General features: G+C 39.8%; 11 protein-coding genes. 5 read left to right on the top strand and 6 right to left on the bottom strand.

Annotation, left to right across the window (positions count from 1 at the left end):
- Nucleotides 1–46 precede the first annotated feature (46 nt).
- The 4 genes from GQR59_RS00055 to argC are packed head-to-tail and all read right to left on the bottom strand — an operon-like array spanning nt 47 to nt 4018.
- Nucleotides 47–1255 (bottom strand): argininosuccinate synthase, encoded by a 1209-nt coding sequence (locus tag GQR59_RS00055; RefSeq protein WP_025564412.1) that lies wholly within the window; start codon nt 1253–1255, stop codon nt 47–49.
- 25 nt (nt 1256–1280) lie between these two features.
- Nucleotides 1281–2189 (bottom strand): ornithine carbamoyltransferase, encoded by a 909-nt coding sequence (locus tag GQR59_RS00050; protein ID WP_160060162.1) that lies wholly within the window; start codon nt 2187–2189, stop codon nt 1281–1283.
- 20 nt (nt 2190–2209) lie between these two features.
- Complete coding sequence (gene argB, locus GQR59_RS00045) at nt 2210–2995, bottom strand: acetylglutamate kinase (protein WP_160060161.1); 786 nt, start codon at nt 2993–2995, stop codon at nt 2210–2212.
- A gap of 12 nt (nt 2996–3007) precedes the next feature.
- The gene (gene argC, locus GQR59_RS00040; RefSeq protein ID WP_160060160.1) at nt 3008–4018 is read right to left on the bottom strand and encodes an N-acetyl-gamma-glutamyl-phosphate reductase; all 1011 of its coding nucleotides are present in this window, start codon (nt 4016–4018) and stop codon (nt 3008–3010) included.
- A gap of 697 nt (nt 4019–4715) precedes the next feature.
- Between argC and argE the strand changes: the two genes are divergently transcribed.
- The 5 genes from argE (at nt 4716) to GQR59_RS00015 (ending at nt 10965) form a co-directional block, all read left to right on the top strand.
- On the top strand, nt 4716–5861 hold the full coding sequence (gene argE, locus GQR59_RS00035) for an acetylornithine deacetylase (RefSeq protein WP_160060159.1): 1146 nt from the start codon (nt 4716–4718) through the stop codon (nt 5859–5861).
- Nucleotides 5862–6049: 188 nt separating this feature from the next.
- A complete protein-coding gene (gene ppc, locus GQR59_RS00030; RefSeq protein WP_160060158.1) occupies nt 6050–8692 on the top strand; it encodes a phosphoenolpyruvate carboxylase in 2643 nt (880 codons plus the stop codon).
- Between the two features lie 410 nt (nt 8693–9102).
- A complete protein-coding gene (locus GQR59_RS00025) occupies nt 9103–10101 on the top strand; it encodes a hypothetical protein (RefSeq protein WP_160060157.1) in 999 nt (332 codons plus the stop codon).
- A 265-nt stretch (nt 10102–10366) separates the two neighbouring features.
- Nucleotides 10367–10609, top strand: a complete 243-nt coding sequence (gene tusA, locus GQR59_RS00020; RefSeq protein WP_160060156.1) for a sulfurtransferase TusA — start codon at nt 10367–10369, stop codon at nt 10607–10609.
- Between the two features lie 11 nt (nt 10610–10620).
- Nucleotides 10621–10965, top strand: a complete 345-nt coding sequence (locus GQR59_RS00015) for a hypothetical protein (protein WP_160060155.1) — start codon at nt 10621–10623, stop codon at nt 10963–10965.
- A gap of 441 nt (nt 10966–11406) precedes the next feature.
- Here the strand turns inward: GQR59_RS00015 and GQR59_RS00010 are convergent, their stop codons facing one another.
- Complete coding sequence (locus tag GQR59_RS00010) at nt 11407–17712, bottom strand: Ig-like domain-containing protein (protein ID WP_160060154.1); 6306 nt, start codon at nt 17710–17712, stop codon at nt 11407–11409.
- Between the two features lie 80 nt (nt 17713–17792).
- On the bottom strand, nt 17793–18514 hold a 722-nt coding region (locus tag GQR59_RS00005; protein WP_160060153.1), incomplete at its 5' end, for an Ig-like domain-containing protein.

Raw genomic sequence — 18514 nt, 5'->3', positions numbered from 1 at the left:
TCCTGCCCCCGATAACCGGAGACAGGAATTTTATAACATATTTTGCTTATTTGTTACTGTTTAGCTTACGAATACGGCTAGACAGTGAATATAAACGGATGAAACCTTCAGCATGTTTTTGGTCGTAAACATTATCATCACCAAAAGTAGCAAACTCTTCTGAGTAAAGGCTATTTGGAGAACGTTTCTTAACCGCTGTTGCTTGTCCTTTGTATAAACGAACAACCACTTCACCGTTAGCATCTTGCGCTAATGATTCAGAAGCCGCTAATAAAGAACCGCATAATGGTGTAAACCAACGACCGTCATACACTAAGTGAGCAAATTCTTGGCCCACTTGGTCACGCCAGCGACGAGATGGTTTGTCATGTACTAGCTCATCGATACCACGAAGTGCAGTTACCATCACTGTGCCTCCTGGTGTTTCATAACAACCACGAGACTTCATACCAACTGTACGGTTTTCAGTAATATCGATACGGCCAACACCATGTGCTGCTGCTTTATCATTTAGTAACATTAATGCATCGTAAGGAGAAAGCTCAACACCATCAACAGCGGTTACACGTGCTTTTTCAACTTTTAACGTTACATATTCAGGCTCATTTGGTGCATCAAGCGGATCAACCGTTAATGTCCAAACACCTTTACTTGGCTCGTTATATGGGTCTTCTAATTCGCCACCTTCGTGCGAAATATGCCATGCATTTGCATCACGGCTGTAGATTTTAGTTGCTGAAGCAGTTGTTTCGATTTTACGTTCAGCAAGGTAGTCTAATAAATCTTCACGAGACGTCATTTCCCACTCACGCCAAGGCGCAATTACTTTTAGTTCTGGTGCTAGTGCAGCAAAACAACTTTCAAAACGAATTTGGTCATTACCTTTACCAGTACAACCGTGACAAACTGCGTCAGCGCCTACTTTTAAAGCCACTTCAACTTGTGCTTTAGCAATGATTGGACGCGCCATTGAAGTACCTAATAAATAAGTACCTTCATATACTGCGCCAGATGCAATCGTTGGGTAGATGTAGTCTTTAACAAACTCTTCTTTTAAATCAACGATGTGACATTCAGATGCACCAGAAGCAATTGCTTTCTCGTGCAAACCGACTAATTCTTCTGCACCTTGGCCAACATCGGCACAAAACGCTACGATTTCACAATCATTATAAGTTTCTTTTAACCATGGAATGATTGCTGATGTATCTAAGCCGCCTGAATAAGCGAGAACTACTTTTTTAACTGAACTCATTGAATATTTTCCTTTCTCAATTATTTTATTTGTTAATTAGGGTAAGCATTATAGCGTTTTGAATGTGCATTCTATTTTCAGCTTGATCAAAAATCAATGACGCTGGACCATCCATTACATCTGATGTGATATCTAGACCACGATGTGCAGGTTGGCAATGTAAAATATGTTTAATACCGGTATTATCAAGCAATGCTTGGTTAATTTGGAATGGCATAAATTTAGCTTTAATTTGTTCTAGTGGTGTATCGTCGCCCATTGATAACCAAGTGTCACCATAAACAACATCATAACCTTTAATATCGTCGATATTATTTGTCACAGTGATCGTCGCGCCAGTTTCTTTTGCGATTTCTTCTGCTTTTTTCATAATTTGTGCATCTGGGCTATGGCCTAAAGGACAAACAGCCGTGACTGTCGCACCTAAAATAGCACCAGCAATAAATAATGAATGCGTTACATTATTACCATCGCCAATATAAGCGAGTTTAACTTTGGTTAAATCATCGTAATTTTGTGCGATTGTTAAGAAGTCTGCCATACCTTGACACGGATGGTATAAGTCACACAGAGAGTTAATCACTGGTACGCTTGCATATTCTTGCATTTCAACCAATGTTTTATGGTCAAATACACGCGCAACAATACAATCTGCCCAACGAGAAATATTAGCGGCGAAGTCTTTAACGTCTTCACGGCTACCCATCGCGCCATTAGTTTGATCTAAATAAACAGCATGGCCGCCTAATTTATTAACACCAATATCAAAGGTCACTCGTGTACGTAGCGATTGCTTTTCAAATAAAGTAACAACGCTTTTACCGGCTAATGCCTGCGCATATTTACTTGGATTTGCTTTTAAATCTTTACCCAATGCAATCAGGTCTAATGCCTGTTGTTGAGTCATTTCCATGCCAGTTAATAAATTTTCCATTGTCACTCTCTATTGCTTCTTCATTTAATTACTTTGGTCCCCACTGCTTTACCTGCAAGCAATGACACTAAATTCTCTGGATTCTTCCAACTTGCTAACATTACATAGCCTAATTGATCAGCAGCTTGTAATGCAGCTTTTACTTTAACAGCCATACCATCTTGAATCACATTTTCAGCAATAAGTGTATCAGCTAGTTGTGTATTTAACTCAGGTATAACTTGTTTCTGTGCATCCCATACGCCATCCACATCGGATAAGAATACAAGCTCTGCGCCCACCAGCTCACAAATAGCAATGGCAGCTTGGTCTGCATTAACATTATATAGATTACCATCTTCACCAATCGCAATTGAAGAAATTACAGGTAAAAACCCACCCGCTAATAAACCATTAATTAAGGCTGGATTATTTGGGCTACAAATACCTACGGCACCAAGATCTGGGTCCATCTGCTTAACTGAACAACTAAATCCATCTGCTAATGATAAACCAACCGCTGATAAACCTGCTTGTAATGCTTTAGCCATCAACAGTTTATTAGATGTACCTGCTAATGCACCTGCAACATAAGGGATTTGATCAAATGGTGTAATACGTAAACCATTTTTCTTCTCACTTTTAATGTTCATCTTTTTCAGAACATCTTCCACAATCACACCACCACCATGTACTAATAACAATGGACGTTGTTGTATTGCTAAATATTCAGTTAATGCTGAAAACAAATTAGTCAGTGCTTGATTATTCTCTAAAACCGCTCCGCCTAATTTAATTAACAGCGGTTTTTGTTGTACTTGTGTCATTTAAAATCCGTTTTATAAAATAGAAGTCGTAATATCAAAACCGAAACGTAAATTAATGCATTGCATTGCTTGTGATGACGCGCCTTTTAATAGGTTATCGATAGCACTAAACACGACTAAATCCTGCCCATCAACTGCCCAGCCTAAATCACAGAATGGCGTACCAACAACATTTTTCAGTGCAGGGAACGATCCTTCCATTAAACGAACAATCGGTTTATCCGCATAAGCAGTTTGATAAGCTTGATTAATTTGCTCCGCAGTTGTGCCTTCATTCAATACCACATTGATACTCGCTAAAATACCACGCTTGAAACTGCCTAAGTGCGGTGTAAATACAACGTCAGTCCCTAAATGCTGATCAATTTCTGGTTTGTGACGATGTGTGAAGACACCATAAGGTTGTAAACTCACTTCACAAAAGCTGCTTGCCACATTGGCTTTACGGCCTGCACCACTCACACCACTTGTTGCATTAATAGTCGGCTTAATGCCTGCTTTAATTAAACCAGCATCAAACAATGGTTTTAATGCAGTTAAAGAAGCCGTGGTATAACAGCCTGGTACTGCAATTAAATCAGTTCCTTTTACTTGTTCAGCATTCCATTCCGCTAAACCGTAAACTGCTTTTTCTAATAAATCTGGATGTTGATGCGTGAAGCCATAATATTTTTCATAAAAGCCAGCAGATTTAACACGGAATGCACCAGACAGATCAAACACGACCGTATTTTCAGCTAAAAACAATGGTGCTAAGTCATGGCTTACTTCATGCGCAGTTGCAAGAATAACAATATCAATATTTTCACAAGCAGCTTTAATACCACTTACACCAAGAGGTTGTAATGCTAGGTCAACACAACCGCGTAAGTTACCGTATAACTCAGATATACTTTTTCCTTTATCTAAGCTACCTTCTGACACATATAATCCAGCCAATTCGATATTCGGATGACGCGTTAAAAATTGTGCTAACTCCGCTCCTGTATAACCGCTAGCTCCCACTACAATTGCTTTTAACATAAAGAAAATTCCTGTTTCATTACTGACTTAATGCGTGATAAATAAATATGGGTAACAAGGCGCTTTTCACGTTACCAACTATAAAAAGACATTTTAAATCAAAGTGACTATTTATTCAATAAATGTGAATAAATATACCAAAAATGGTAAATTGCTTATAAACTCAATAAACTTATTTAGTTCTATTAAAGAAAAAATTAAAAATAAAACCGTAAGCAATTGAATTTAAATAAATTTATTTTAAATATTTTTTTTATACTATTTTAATCAATGTTGAATACCATAGAAAATAAATACAGTCAGCAAACTCAAAAAATTATAATTGCATAAAATATTACAAACAAAGTAAATAAAATAACCAAACTGAGTTTTAGCTTATATTACTATTTAAATTAAAGACTGTATTAACAAGTGATTAAGTATTTTAATCACTACAAAAATAACGTTAATAAAATGTAAAAAAAGAGCATAAAATACAAACAGTCGAATATCTTAGATATTCATCAATATTTAACATATCCGATTGTCATTTTAAAAAATCACCACTGACGCCAATTGAATTAAATTCGTGACTTTATAAGGTGTAAATAGTAGATTTAAAAATAGATAGAAATGGTCATACCATTTCACCTACGGATCTATTAGCCCTTTTGTTGTTCAATTAATACAAGGTAACAGTTTAATTTTAAGGAATAGTATGTCATTACCTGCATTCATCGACCTATATAAAGATCTTATTAAATTACCCTCTATTAGCTCAAGTGATAGCGCATGGGATCAAAGTAACGTAGCTGTTATTAATCAATTAGCAGAATGGCTATCAGACCTAGGATTTACCACGGAAATTTCTGAAGTTGCCGCTGCACCAGGTAAATTTAACTTAGTAGCAACATTAGGCCAAGGCGATGGTGGTTTACTATTAGCAGGTCATACTGATACCGTTCCTTACGATGAAGGAAAGTGGCAAACTGATCCTTTCACAGTGGTAGAAAAAGATAATCGTTTATACGGTTTGGGTACAATAGATATGAAAGGTTTTTTTGCTTTTGTTATCGAAGTACTGAAAACAATGGATCGTGAAAAATTCACTAAGCCTTTACGTATCCTTGCTACTGCAGATGAAGAAACAACCATGTCAGGTGCACAGCAAATATCAGAGCAAAAACATTTTCGTCCTGACTATGCTGTGATTGGCGAACCTACAGGTATGGTCCCTGTTACCATGCATAAAGGTCACATGTCTGAAGGTATTCGTATTACCGGAAGAAGTGGGCATAGTTCAGATCCGGACAAAGGGTTAAATGCCATTGACGTTATGCATCTAGTGTTAACTGAATTAAAACAAGTACAACAAACCTTTAAAGACAAATACCATAATCCACACTTTGAAGTACCGTATCCAACGCTTAATTTTGGTGCGATCACCGGTGGCGATAGCCCTAACCGTATTTGTGGCTGTTGTGAATTACACATTGATATGCGACCTATTCCAGGCGTAACAACCAATGAATTATTCATTACTGTTAAACAAGCATTATCAGAAATAGAAAAACGTTACCCAGACAGCTTAGAGATTTTCCATTTGCATGAGCCTATTCCCTCTTATGAATGCCCATTGCACTCAGATCTGATCAATAACGCAGAAATTTACACGGGCAACAAAGCAACCAGTGCGAACTATTGTACAGAAGCGCCATTTATTCAAGCATTAGGCTGTGACACCATTGTGCTAGGTCCTGGACACATAACACAAGCACATCAGCCAAATGAGTATTTAGACCTTTCATTTGTGAAACCAACCAAAGAGGTGATTGGTAAATTAATCCAACATTATTGCGTCTAAAGTAATAAATATTGGTACCTCGTTACAACGTGTTTAACCATGCGTCTAACAAAGTAACGAGTATAACAATTTCAACAATGTAGATAGTAAGGTGTAAGAGAGCCTAAATTGACTAGCCTCTTGATTATGGTATTTTATTTAACTCCACTATAAAAAATGTAATTTGATTACAATAATAAGGAAGAACGATGACAGAAACATATGCAAACTTACGTAGTAACGTTAGTTTATTAGGACAATTACTTGGTAAGAGTATTAGTGACCATTTAGGTGAACCTTTCCTTGAAAAAATTGAAACCATACGTCAGCTTTCTAAATCATCTCGTTCTGGTAATAGCCAAGATGGAGAACGCTTAATTGATGTATTGTCTAATCTAAGCGACAACGAACTACTCCCTGTAGCGCGTGCCTTCACTCACTTCTTAAATCTAGCTAATATTGCAGAACAATTTCACGGCATTTCTCGCCATTGTGATGGTGACGTTTGTGCACCAGACCCGCTACAAGAGCTCATCGTTAAACTCAAAAACAGCGACGTTTCTGAAGATGAAATGCGCAAATCAGTCGCTGAACTGCACATGGATATGGTATTAACAGCACATCCAACAGAAATCACTCGTCGTACATTAATTCATAAATACGCCGCGATTAATAAATGTTTAACACTATTAGAACTCACTGATATTTCAGATAAAGAACGTGACCAGCTTTTAGTTCGCCTTGAGCAACTAATCACTCAAGCTTGGCACACAAACGACATTCGTAAAAACCGCCCAACACCCGTTGATGAAGCTAAATGGGGCTTCGCAGTTATTGAAAACAGTCTGTGGGAAGCAGTACCACAATATGTACGTGAACTTGATAAAACACTAGAAGACGGATTAGGCATTTCATTACCGCTTGACGCTTCACCAATCAAATTCACTTCATGGATGGGCGGAGACCGTGACGGTAACCCATTCGTAACAGCGAAAGTTACAAAAGAAGTATTGATTACTAGCCGTTGGGTAGCGGTGAGCTTATATCTTGAAGATATTCAACAGCTGACTAAAGAGTTATCAATGGATAACTGTGATCCTGTATTACGTGCCTTTGTTGGTGAAGATGCAGATGAACCTTACCGCGTTGTTTTACGCAAATTGCGCACTGAGCTTAAAGAAACATTAACCGCTTTAAGTGCAACGCTTCAAGGTCATAACAGCACAGCGAAAGATATCATCATCAGCACTAAACAGCTTAAAGAGCCTTTAGAGTTATGTTATCGATCACTGACTAAGATGGGCATGAGCTCAATTGCTAACGGTTTACTATTAGACATTATCCGTCGAGTAAACTGTTTCGGTGTAAACTTAGTTAAATTAGATATTCGTCAAGATGGCGAACGTCACGGTGATACATTATCTGAACTAACACGCTACTTAGGCATTGGTGATTACAATGCATGGAGCGAAGAAGACAAACAAGCCTTCTTACTACAAGAGCTGAACAGCAAACGTCCATTGATACCAACATCATGGGAACCCTCTGCTGAAGTACAAGAAGTATTAGATACCTGTAAAGTGGTGGCTCAAACCGATCCAGAAGCATTAGGTATTTATATCATTTCAATGGCACGTGAAGCATCTGATGTATTAGCAGTACAGCTATTACTAAAAGAAGTGGGATGCCCATTCCGCATTCCAGTTGCACCACTATTTGAAACGCTAGATGACTTAAACAATGCCGCTGACGTTATGCAACGTTTATACGCTGTTGACTGGTACCGTGGTTACATTAACGGTGAACAACACGTAATGATTGGTTATTCTGACTCAGCAAAAGATGCCGGCGTAATGGCAGCGAACTGGGCGCAATACACATCACAAGAAGCATTGATCAAAATCAGTGAAGAAAACGACATTCAATTAGTCTTGTTCCACGGACGTGGCGGCACAATTGGTCGTGGCGGTGCGCCAGCACAACAAGCATTATTATCACAACCTCCAGGTTCATTAAAAGGTGGTTTACGTGTAACAGAGCAAGGCGAAATGATCCGCTTTAAATTCGGCTTACCAAAAGTAGCGATTAATAGCCTAAACATCTATACCGCTGCAATATTGGAAGCAAACTTACTGCCGCCACCAGCACCAAAACAAGAATGGCGCGACTTAATGCAGCAATTTGCAGAACAGTCTTGTGAAGAATATCGCTTCTTTGTTCGTGAAGAACCAGATTTCGTTCCTTACTTCCGTAGCGTAACACCAGAACTTGAGCTAGGTAAATTAGCATTAGGTAGTCGCCCTGCGAAACGTAAAGCAAATGGTGGTGTAGAAAGCCTACGTGCTATTCCATGGATTTTCGCTTGGAGTCAAAACCGCTTAATGCTTCCAGCATGGTTAGGTGCAGGTACATCATTAAAAACATTGTTAGACGAAGGTAAAAAAGAGCTGTTACAAGAAATGTACGTTAACTGGCCTTTCTTCCACACCCGTTTAGAAATGTTTGAAATGGTATTCATGAAAGCAGATGAAGAGTTAACTCGATTCTATGAAGAGCGTTTAGTGCCTAAAGAGCTATGGCCATTAGGTCAGCGTTTACGTGACAACCTTAAACTAACTCGTGAAGTCGTATTAGAAACGATTCCAGACCACAAGTTAATGCAAGAGCAACCATGGATTAAAGAGTCGATTAACCTGCGTAACCCGTATGTTGACCCATTAAACATGTTGCAAGCTGAGTTGTTATCTCGTTCACGTTCATGTGAGCAAAATGAGACTATCAACCCAGATATTGACCAAGCATTAATGGTAACTATTGCAGGTATTGCAGCCGGTCTTCGTAATACAGGTTAAGACACACTAAAGCAGCACGATTTATATAACGCTTTGGCTTATTAAGATTGTGCTCTTATCAAGTATGTTGATTAAATAGGTTTAACGTTGTTTTTATGATCCAATAAAACTATAAAAATGACGTTAAGCTTCTTACAAGAATACTGTTTCAAGCAAATATACACCTCACACCTAAAAAGCATTTCCATATTGCAATTAAGTTGTTTTCTAGCTTCAACAAATAACCTCAGCTCGATCTGAAATTTTACTATAAAGACTTAAACTCCTTTTTTGCCACACATTTAACTTATTTCACTATGCTATTTTAAGCATAATTCATATTAGTGATTGTTAAAGAGTCGTTCTTCGACAGTACTTTAAAAACACACTATGGTTTATTTATAGCTCATTAGCATAAGGAAATTTAAATCATGAAATACTATTTAAGTTCAATATTCATCTGCTTAACACTACTTTTACAAGGTTGCGGTGAAAGTACTGCTGCGATGACTAAAGTAAGTGATTACAAAGGTACAGGTTCATTGACTCAAGGTATTGCAAAAACGACTGAAACTAATTTATTTCCTGAAGGTCGTCGTGTAGCGGCACTTGGCACTATTACTAGCATCAATGACCAAGCTACATGGGCTGTACCCGCAGTGGTTAATTATACAAACGACAACTTCCCTATCGCACCCGACCTCTATAATGACTATGGTCATCAGTACCCTAATGCACAAGCAGCACTTGCCGCATTAAATAAAAACAATGTTGTAGAGGTAGATGCAGATGGTGAAGTGGTTACCGCTTACATATTTGCTGATAACTACTTTGAAATGTACATCAATGGTATCGCTGTTGGTAAAGATCCAATTCCTTTCACTGAATTCAACTCCAACATCATTCAATTTAAAGTGAATAAACCCTTTGATATAGCAGTGCTAGCCGTAGACTGGGAAGAAAACTTAGGTACAGGAACAGAAGCGAATCGTGGTACTAAAGCACATCCGGGTGATGGTGGTTTTGTTGCCGTGTTTAAAGATGAAAGTAATCAAACCATCGCGATAACAGATGGAGATTGGAAAGCACAAAACTATTATACCTCGCCTATTTCAGATCTAAGTTGTTTGTCTGAATCAGGCTCTGCACGTTTATCTACAAACTGTACTATTCAAGGTACTGATGATGCATCACAACTTTATGGCGTACATTGGACAATACCAACAGATTGGCAACAACAAGGTTTTGACGATAGCCAATGGCCAGTAGCAAAGACCTTCACTAACGATACAGTCGGAGTTGATAATAAAAAGTCATACACTAACTTCACTGATATTTTTGATGACTCAAACAACGATGCTCAATTCATTTGGTCTGCGAATTTAAATTTAGATAATAAAATATTATTAAGAACAACAGTTAATAAATAAGCAATTACCTAAACGACAAACAGTTCAACTAACAAACACATTGTTAGTTGAACATATAACCTGAAAATACCTGAACGAAAAGAAAGCTAATACACTCCCTTTGAACGGCTCTCCATTAATTGTTTGTGCTAAAAACCAAAGTATTTCGAAGATGCTATTCCTTACTTATAAATATCCCTTATAGCTTTTATCATTTCAGTAATAGTGGTTTAGAGAATAATGGTTATGTTAATATTCCCTTTTTACGTATGACTTGGTTAATAACATGACAAACGATACAACAATCAAACAGCTTGATGCATTAGGTTTACGCTGCCCAGAGCCAGTAATGGTGATCAGAAAAACCGTAAGACAATTAGCAACAGGTGACTTATTAGAGATTATTGCCGACGACCCTGCTACAACAAGAGATATCCCAAGCTTTTGCCGCTTTATGGAACATCAACTAATAGAAGCACAAGTAGAGACGATACCGTATCGTTATTTAATTAAAAAGGGATTGAAATAAAGGGGGAATTAATGGGGATCTGCAATCAAAAATATTTTTTTGGAAAACTATATCAAGGCCATTTTGGTTTAGCTAAAACGGTATGGTTATACGGCGTATTAGTTAATATCACTTATCTCATTACAGTCAATGTATTCAATCTATTTAAGGCCAATATAACTCCTCAAGAATTAATACTGTTTACGCTATTAGCGCTAGCATATAACTTAATATACATGTCAGGAGCATGGGAAGCGGCCGAAAAATATCAAGGCCGACACCTTTGGGTTGCATTGACGAAATGCTTTCTTATCATTGAATATTTTATTTGGGCAATTGGCTTTTTTATACTTATTGGGATGTTACTCGAACTTTAAATATTGAGGTATATGTCGGTTAAGTTCCAACAATGCCAAAATTTAAAATTATTACCCTATATCAATAACATAAAACCAAATCTGCATTGCAAAATTTCACCTATCATCTAGAGTATTTATCAACTGAAGTACTATGCATATTATAAAAATTTCACGAGATAACCGTTCACAAAATAACTAGTAGTTATATTGCCTTGCTTTAATAATATTAGCCAATTCATATTCAATAAAAATTGCTATTTAAAAACTATTCTTTTAATAAAAAAGAATCTTACTTTATAGCTTAAATTACACCAAAATGAAAAATATAAACTGTAATGATTAATACTTACAAAAAATCAGACTCACATTCATTTTGATACGACACTGCGTAAAGCTTTAAATATTAATAATATTTTACACACTAAGAACTTAAAGTCCTTAATGTGTAATTACTAAAGATTAATCTGTCGTCGTTTCATCTATATCTGCAGACACAGAGTCACTTGCATAGGCACTCGAATCATCTGAAACAATCAATGCACCATCATTGATTAATCCATTAATAATAGTGACATCGTTACTACCGTATTCAGTAACTAGATCAACATCATCCAACACGATATATTGCGTGACTTCATCATTTACCACTTCTATCGTTGTATTTGTGACACCTTCATCATCAGTATCTACAGAGAAATTAAGGTATGAATCAAGTGTATCGCTAGTTGCATCAACAAGTAGTTCGCTTAAATCTAGGACATCTTCACCATCGATATCAAAATCAGTAATGGTATCAATATTGTTGTTAGCATTGCTATCAAACTCCCATATATAAGTATCGCCACCGTCACCACCAATTAATATGTCATTACCTAAACCACCGGTTAACATATCATCACCATCGCCACCCACTAAGGTATCGTCACCATCCGTTCCTATAATGATACTGTCAACGCCATCAACACGTACGGTAGCTAAAGCTGTACCAACTTCAGTACCATCACTAATGGTGTATTCAATCTCAAAGGTTTGAGAGTCGCCTTCATTCAACGTAACACCTAATTCTTCGCTCGGCGTAAAGACGATTTCACCATCAACAAGCTGACCTGTACCGACTACAATATCGCCTATTGTAATATCTACGGCATCTCCTCCGTCAATGACACTTTGTTCTTGGATTTGAGTAATGGTAATTTCGTCATTATCATCATCTGTATCATTAGATAAAACATCGATAGTGATTGAACTGTTTTCGTCAGTAAATATATCGCCTTCGGTAATAGATGTATTTATTTCAGGTACTTTACCTGTTACATCGACAATGGTACTTGCATCATCATAGTTAAGATCAAGCTCTATAACTTCTGTGGTTTCACTACCGTCTGCCTGTGTTCTTGTAAACGTAATTTCATCTGCGACGGTTCTAGACAGCGTCATATTTTGTACTACATAGGTACCGTTAGATCCCGATGTTGTTAATTCAAAAGAATCCACCGGTAACTCGTTGTCAAAACTAAAAGTATAAGTATCTACATAACTACCACTTTGTCTAAAAGAAGATTGTGTTTCAGAGGTCCCATCTTCAAAGTAAGCTGTAATAGATACTTTGGTTGCATTGTTACTCGACTCATCAAAAAAACCACCTAACCCATCAAGTGTAAAGGTTACTTCATTAATATTTTCACCATCAATGTCAATTACCAGAGTTTCTCCTTGGCTTAACCCTGCGCCATCTCCATTACCAATACCGTTACCTGTATGTGTCCCCCCATTCCAAGCCCTTAGTACTTGCGAATCGTTGGCATTCGTAGTGCTTATAGAAGTTGTTATTGTGGCATTATTAATTATTGCAGTTACTTCAGTGCCGTCACTATTAACCGTTCCCCAGTCACTCACACTAGCAACAAAACTTGAAGAACCATCATCACCGAACGAACCAACTCCAATATCAACTGAGTTAAGTTGAATCGCTTCTTTATCTGGCACAAATTGTACTTCAGAATCTGAGTCATATTCTTCGCCAACGACCATATCAACCCACACACCATCAACCGAGACTTGCATTGTTCCAAACTCAGGTTGTTCATCTAAACGGATGGTTGTAGCGTAGGTCATTTCCGTATCATCAACGGCAGTTGGTGCATAGTCCACGCCATTAATAGTGATTTCGATATCCTGAGTGTTTCCATCACTAGTGTTAACTGTAATGATATCGGTTAAGGTATCACCGTCATCAAGATCTTGAATATCTGCTTGTGTATTATCTGCTGAATACGTCCAGTTACCATCTGCACCAATAGTTATTGCACCGTAAGTACCTGTCACAGTTTCAGCTGTGAAGCTAGTTGTATCGGCGGTATCGACATCCGTTAATGCTAACTCACCTGATACGGTTAGGGTTGAAGCATCATCGTCTTCTGTTACTTCGCCTTCCGTATCGCCCGTAACAACTGATATATCGTCTACACCATTAATGGTAACGGTAATGTCTTGTGTTACACCATTTAATGTAACGGTATAAACCTCTGTTAATGTTTCACCGTCATTTAAGTATTGAACTGCACTGTTATCTACTTCATAAGACCAATTACCATCTGCATCAATACTCATTTCACCTAAGGCTGTATCACCCATATTTGTTGGTGAAAATGCAACGGTAGGTTCAAAGTTTTCACTATCTGTAGTGTCAACATCAGTAAAGGTTAATGTACCTGAGTCAGTTAATTTTCCATCACTATCAGCCGTATCTTCAGTTACTGAACCTACATCACTATCGCCGACTAATGAATTAACAGTGATTTCTGTAGGATCTTCTGCCCCAAAAATAAATACGCTAATCTCTTGTTCCGTACCATTGACAGTGATCACAAAGTTTTCGACTATTTGTTCGCCATCATCTAAGTACTGCACAAGGCTATTATCAACTACATATGACCAAACACCGCCATCTGTAATTGTCATTGTACCCAGTTGTCCAGTACCTGAAGTTGAACTTACAAAAGCAACGTTCGCATCAAAACTAGCACTATCCGAATCGTCAGCATCGGTGAACTGGAATCGACCACCATCTGTAAGTTGTCCTGAAGTGACGTTAACATCTTCAGTTACGAACCCTCTTTCAAATGCAGTACCGACGGGTTCAATTGTTGTCGGATCATCTGAACCATTAATAGTAATAGTGATATCGTGCGTCGTACCATTTAATGTAACGGTATAAACTTCTGTGATTGTTTCGCCTTCACCTAAAAACTGTACGGCGCTGTTATCAACTTCATAAGTCCAATTACCATCAACGTCAATAGTAATCTCACCTAGAGCAGTATCTCCATCTTCTGTTGGTGAAAACTCTATCGTAGGTTCGAAGTTCTCACTATCTTCAATATCAACATCAGAGAATGTTAACGTACCACTATCTGTAAGTTTACTATCTGTTGTTACATCGATATCTTCTGTCACTTCACCTAGATCAGAGTCTGAACTTCCGACTAATATTTCAGTTGGGTCTTCAACTGGGCTTACAGTTACAGTGACCGTTTCAGTGTTGCCATCGACATTGGTGTAAGTAAAGGTATCGGTGCCATTGAAATCAGCATTCGGCGTGTAAGTTACCGTACCATCATCATTAATAGCGACGGTGCCGTTAGCACCTTGCGTCACGGTATCAACCGGTGATACTTCACCGTTATCAACGTCAGTATCGTTCGCGACTACATCAATCGTAATCGGTGTGTCTTCATTCGTTGTCGCTGAGTCAGCAACCAATACGGTGTCATCTGCAATTGGATCAACCGTCACAGTCACCGTTTCAGTATTGCCATCGACATTGGTGTAAGTAAAGGTATCGGTACCATTGAAATCGGCATTCGGTGTGTAGGTTACCGTGCCGTCATCGTTGATCGCCACGGTACCATTCGAGCCTTGCGTGACTGTATCAACTGGGGATACTTCACCGTTATCAACGTCAGTATCATTCGCGACTACATCAATGGTAATTGGTGTGTCTTCATTCGTTGTCGCTGAGTCAGCAACTAATACCGTATCATCAGCAATTGGATCAATCGTGACCGTCACGGTTTCAGTGTTGCCATCGACATTGGTGTAAGTAAACGTATCCGTACCGTTGAAATCGGCATTCGGTGTGTAAGTTACCGTGCCGTCATCATTAATCGCCACGGTGCCATTCGACCCTTGTGTCACGGTATCAACGGGGGATACTTCACCGTTATCAACGTCAGTATCGTTCGCCGTAACATCAATCGTCACAGGTGTATCTTCGTTCGTTGTCGCTGAGTCAGCAACCAATACCGTATCATCTGCAATTGGATCAACCGTGACCGTCACGGTTTCAGTGTTGCCATCAACATTGGTGTAAGTAAAGGTATCGGTACCATTGAAATCGGCATTTGGCGTGTAGGTAACCGTACCATCATCATTAATAGCCACGGTGCCGTTAGTGCCTTGCGTGACCGTATCAACCGGTGAAACTTCGCCGTTATCGACGTCAGTATCGTTCGCGACTACATCAATCGTAATCGGCGTGTCTTCGTTCGTTGTTGCGCTATCAGCAACTAATACCGTGTCATCTGCGATTGGATCAACCGTGACAGTAACCGTTTCAGTGTTGCCATCGACATTGGTGTAAGTAAAGGTATCGGTACCATTGAAATCGGCATTTGGCGTGTAAGTCACGGTGCCATCATCGTTGATCGCAACCGCGCCGTTAGTGCCTTGCGTGACCGTATCAACTGGTGAAACTTCACCGTTATCAACGTCAATATCATTCGCCGTAACATCAATGGTGATTGGTGTATCTTCGTTCGTTGTCGCTGAGTCAGCAACCAATACGGTGTCATCTGCGATTGGATCAACCGTGACCGTCACCGTTTCAGTGTTGCCATCGACATTGGTATAAGTAAACGTATCCGTACCATTGAAATCGGCATTCGGCGTGTAAGTCACGGTGCCATCATCGTTGATCGCAACCGCGCCGTTAGCACCTTGCGTGACGGTATCAACCGGTGAAACTTCACCGTTATCAACGTCAGTATCATTCGCGACTACATCAATGGTGATTGGTGTATCTTCGTTAGTCGTTGCGCTATCAGCAACCAATACCGTGTCATCTGCGATTGGATCAACCGTCACAGTCACCGTTTCAGTATTGCCATCGACATTGGTATAAGTGAACGTATCCGTGCCATTGAAATCGGCATTTGGTGTGTAAGTCACCGTGCCGTCATCATTAATCGCCACGGTGCCATTCGACCCTTGTGTCACGGTATCAACGGGGGATACTTCACCGTTATCAACGTCAGTATCGTTCGCCGTAACATCAATCGTCACAGGCGTGTCTTCATTCGTTGTCGCTGAGTCAGCAACCAATACCGTGTCATCTGCGATTGGATCAACCGTCACAGTCACCGTTTCAGTATTGCCATCGACATTGGTATAAGTAAACGTATCGGTGCCATTGAAATCGGCATTTGGCGTGTAAGTTACCGTACCATCATCGTTGATCGCAACTGTACCATTCGAGCCTTGCGTGACTGTATCAACTGGGGATACTTCACCGTTATCAACGTCAGTATCGTTCGCGACTACATCAATGATAATTGGTGTGTCTTCGTTAGTCGTTGCGCTATCAGCGACTAATACGGTGTCATCTGCAATTGGATCTACCGTCACAGTCACCGTTTCAGTGTTGCCATCGACATTAGTATAAGTGAACGTGTCGGTGCCATTAAAATCAGCATTTGGCGTGTAAGTTACCGTACCATCATCGTTGATCGCAACTGTACCATTCGAGCCTTGCGTGACTGTATCAACTGGGGATACTTCACCGTTATCAACGTCAGTATCGTTCGCGACTACATCAATGATAATTGGTGTGTCTTCGTTAGTCGTTGCGCTATCAGCGACTAATACGGTGTCATCTGCAATTGGATCTACCGTCACAGTCACCGTTTCAGTGTTGCCATCGACATTAGTATAAGTAAAGGTATCGGTGCCATTGAAATCGGCATTCGGTGTGTAAGTTACCGTACCATTATCGTTGATCGCAACTGTACCATTCGAGCCTTGCGTCACGGTATCAACTGGGGATACTTCGCCGTTATCGACGTCAGTATCGTTCGCGACTACATCAATCGTAATCGGTGTGTCTTCGTTAGTCGTTGCGCTATCAGCGATTAATACCGTGTCATCTGCGATTGGATCAACCGTGACCGTCACCGTTTCAGTGTTGCCATCGACATTGGTATAAGTAAACGTGTCCGTGCCATTGAAATCAGCATTCGGCGTATAAGTTACCGTGCCATCATCGTTAATCGCAACAGCGCCGTTAGTGCCTTGCGTGACCGTATCAACCGGTGAAACTTCACCATTATCAACGTCAGTATCGTTCGCGACTACATCAATCGTCACAGGCGTGTCTTCATTCGTTGTCGCTGAGTCAGCAACCAATACCGTGTCATCTGCGATTGGATCAACCGTCACAGTAACCGTTTCAGTATTGCCATCGACATTGGTATAAGTAAACGTATCGGTGCCATTGAAATCGGCATTTGGCGTGTAAGTTACCGTACCATCATCGTTGATCGCAACTGTACCATTCGAGCCTTGCGTGACTGTATCAACTGGGGATACTTCACCGTTATCAACGTCAGTATCGTTCGCGACTACATCAATGATAATTGGTGTGTCTTCGTTAGTCGTTGCGCTATCAGCGACTAATACGGTGTCATCTGCAATTGGATCTACCGTCACAGTCACCGTTTCAGTGTTGCCATCGACATTAGTATAAGTGAACGTGTCGGTGCCATTAAAATCAGCATTTGGCGTGTAAGTTACCGTACCATCATCGTGATCGCAACTGTACCATTCGAGCCTTGCGTGACTGTATCAACTGGGGATACTTCACCGTTATCAACGTCAGTATCGTTCGCGACTACATCAATGATAATTGGTGTGTCTTCGTTAGTCGTTGCGCTATCAGCGACTAATACGGTGTCATCTGCAATTGGATCTACCGTCACAGTCACCGTTTCAGTGTTGCCATCGACATTAGTATAAGTAAAGGTATCGGTGCCATTGAAATCGGCATTCGGTGTGTAAGTTACCGTACCATTATCGTTGATCGCAACTGTACCATTCGAGCCTTGCGTCACGGTATCAACTGGGGATACTTCGCCGTTATCGACGTCAGTATCGTTCGCGACTACATCAATCGTAATCGGTGTGTCTTCGTTAGTCGTTGCGCTATCAGCGATTAATACCGTGTCATCTGCGATTGGATCAACCGTGACCGTCACCGTTTCAGTATTGCCATCGACATTGGTATAAGTAAACGTATCGGTGCCATTGAAATCAGCATTCGGCGTGTAGGTAACCGTGCCGTCATCATTAATCGCCACAGAGCCGTTAGTGCCTTGCGTCACGGTATCAACTGGGGATACTTCGCCGTTATCAACGTCAGTATCGTTCGCGACTACATCAATCGTCACAGGCGTGTCTTCATTCGTTGTCGCTGAGTCAGCAACCAATACCGTGTCATCTGCGATTGGATCAA

It is taken from the genome of Psychromonas sp. L1A2 (assembly GCF_009828855.1).
In the GTDB taxonomy this organism is placed as follows: Bacteria; Pseudomonadota; Gammaproteobacteria; order Enterobacterales; family Psychromonadaceae; genus Psychromonas.
Note: the sequence above shows the minus strand (reverse complement) of the source record. Positions and strands in the feature narration are given on the sequence as shown.

Bases quoted from the DNA above. Each gene is read 5' to 3' on its own strand.
- GQR59_RS00055 (WP_025564412.1), bottom strand. From the start codon at position 1,255: ATGAGTTCAGTTAAAAAAGTAGTTCTCGCTTATTCAGGCGGCTTAGAT.
- GQR59_RS00050 (WP_160060162.1), bottom strand. From the start codon at position 2,189: ATGGAAAATTTATTAACTGGCATGGAAATGACTCAACAACAGGCATTA.
- argB (WP_160060161.1), bottom strand. From the start codon at position 2,995: ATGACACAAGTACAACAAAAACCGCTGTTAATTAAATTAGGCGGAGCG.
- argC (WP_160060160.1), bottom strand. From the start codon at position 4,018: ATGTTAAAAGCAATTGTAGTGGGAGCTAGCGGTTATACAGGAGCGGAG.
- argE (WP_160060159.1), top strand. From the start codon at position 4,716: ATGTCATTACCTGCATTCATCGACCTATATAAAGATCTTATTAAATTA.
- ppc (WP_160060158.1), top strand. From the start codon at position 6,050: ATGACAGAAACATATGCAAACTTACGTAGTAACGTTAGTTTATTAGGA.
- GQR59_RS00025 (WP_160060157.1), top strand. From the start codon at position 9,103: ATGAAATACTATTTAAGTTCAATATTCATCTGCTTAACACTACTTTTA.
- tusA (WP_160060156.1), top strand. From the start codon at position 10,367: ATGACAAACGATACAACAATCAAACAGCTTGATGCATTAGGTTTACGC.
- GQR59_RS00015 (WP_160060155.1), top strand. From the start codon at position 10,621: ATGGGGATCTGCAATCAAAAATATTTTTTTGGAAAACTATATCAAGGC.